This window comes from Bradyrhizobium sp. (genome assembly GCF_049581145.1).
Lineage (GTDB): Bacteria > Pseudomonadota > Alphaproteobacteria > Rhizobiales > Xanthobacteraceae > Bradyrhizobium.
Genome location: NZ_JBAURI010000773.1, coordinates 1 through 2,061 on the forward strand (window position 1 = coordinate 1; position 2,061 = coordinate 2,061).

The following is a 2,061-nucleotide window of genomic DNA, read 5'->3' on the forward strand; positions in this document are numbered from 1 at the left end:
ATCCCGTTGACCCGCAATCCGACACCCGCCGGATCGTCACCATAACCGAGGATACGCAACAGCCTTCCATCACCAAACCTGCTCAGCAACCCGGTCGTCCGACCTCAATTTGCAAGCGCAGGCTCAGATGTTCGGTTTCATCTATGCTGGCACCATGCCGCTCTATGCGGTGTTGGCGCGCGAGAACTTTCCGCTGCGGATGATGGGCACCGTGATCGGCGGAACGGCGATGGCCGGCAGCCTCGGCATGGCGACCGGGCCGGTCGCCGGAGGTTTGATCTACGACACCTTCGAAAGCTACTCTTGGCTCTATATCGGGTCCTGGGCCGTTGGCCTCGGCGCCTTTCTGATCGGCTTGACATTCAGGCCGTTAGCCAGGGGTCAGACGCAGCCATCAGCCATGCCGGCGTGAAACGGCATGGCCCCGCGGAGCGGCCAGTTGCTACGTGCGGCGCCACGGCGATTCCCCGCTTCCGATATAGTTCATCACCTACGGCGTCCCTGAAAGTGTTGCGAAAGGGTGACAAGTTTTGGCAAATCTTGAAAAGGCCGGACGCGCCTGCCGCCAAAATAAGCGCGCCGGTTGGGCCGCGCCGAGACGCTCGTAGAGTTGCGGTGGTGGGTTCGGCCCTCGCGGAGAGAAACCATCTTTGGTGCTACTATGTGAATACGCATGCAATATCGTGTGCATGCGCATTCAAAATCTCCGCTTGCGGACGCAACCATGGCGGGTGCGGCGCCGGGCGGCGATCCTTCCGGCCGCTCCCATCGCGTTGCCTTGTTTGCGTTACAGATGAAACTTGCGGCAGCGCATGGGGAATCTTGAGGCTTTTCAGTGGCATCGCGAAACGATTGGATCACCCCCGATCATATGATCGTCAAAAAGGGGGTGCTGAATGCTCGACTACAAGAAAGTTATCGCAGCCGCGGTGCTGTCACTTGCGGCCGTCATTCCGGCCAGTCTCGCCAGCGCGGCAGACCTGCCAGTGAATACGGTCAAGGCAAAGCCGAAGCCGCCGGCTGATCTGCCGTTCTTCCTCATTATCGACGACCGGGTGACCTTTTCGTATATGCCGAGCGGCACCAGTCCCGACGGCGCCTATATCAAAAATCCCAACGGCAGCTATTCCGGCAGCTTCGCCAAGCAGGTCTATTCGTTCACCCATTTCGACGCCTGGGCCTATGGCACCAACTTTTTCGCGGTCAACATGTTCAAGGGGGATCATAATGATCCCGCCGCGCCGTGCACCAATCCCGGCTCGATCGGATTCGTAGCTACGCCGGGGGCAAATTGCGCCGGCGAGACCGAGTTCTACGCCCTGATCCGCAGCACCTTCGGGTTCAACGAAATCTTTGATACCAAGGCCTTCACCTGGGGTCCCTTGCGCAACGTTTCGCTCGAAGTGGGTGCCGCGGCCGGCTCCCTCGACACCGGTCTTGCCTCGGCCGACCGTGCTTTTGTCGGCGGTCTGCAATTTGCCTTCGATCTGCCCTACAAGGGCTATGTCGACGTAGCCCCGATGGTCCTCAAGGAAATGGGTCACGCCGCCTATCTCCAGTGTGGCGACGCCGCCAATCCGCTCCCGGGGGTGAACTGCCTCTGGGACGGCAATCTCGATTACGATACCACCTGGACCGTGGAGACCAACTGGTACATGGATCTCGGCTTCCTGCCCGAGAACTGGCAATATTTCGCGATCGGCGGCCGTGCCGCCTGGATCGGGCCGAAAGGCAACCAGAACGCGCCGCTCGGCCCCGCCGGCGGCGGAACTCCGACAGTCGTCGAATTCAACTCCGAGCCGATCCGTCTGACCTTCGACGCCTCCAAGGCCATTTGGGGTAATAAGTACAGCCACATCGTCGACACCTGGATCGCCTATCGCTATTGGCAGAACAAGTTCGGCCTCGACCACACCGCCGCGCCTGGTGTCTGTACCGTCAACGGCGTGAGCACCGGCAGCTGCACCGAGAAGACGGTCTATGCCGGTATAACTGTGAAGTTCTGAGTTCATCGGGGACTGAACATCGGAAAACGGCGCCGCGGTCATGCCGCGGCGCCAC

Annotated in this window: 1 protein-coding gene and 1 pseudogene; both read left to right on the forward strand. The window is 60.4% G+C overall.

The features are described from left to right. Nucleotides 1-115: 115 nt before the first annotated feature. Nucleotides 116-412, forward strand: a pseudogene (locus WCB02_RS25525) (MFS transporter); the annotation flags it as partial. Between the two features lie 484 nt (nucleotides 413-896). Next, the gene (locus WCB02_RS25530) at nucleotides 897-2,006 is read left to right on the forward strand and encodes a hypothetical protein (protein WP_423962538.1); all 1,110 of its coding nucleotides are present in this window, start codon (nucleotides 897-899) and stop codon (nucleotides 2,004-2,006) included. The last annotated feature ends 55 nt before the right edge of the window (nucleotides 2,007-2,061 follow it).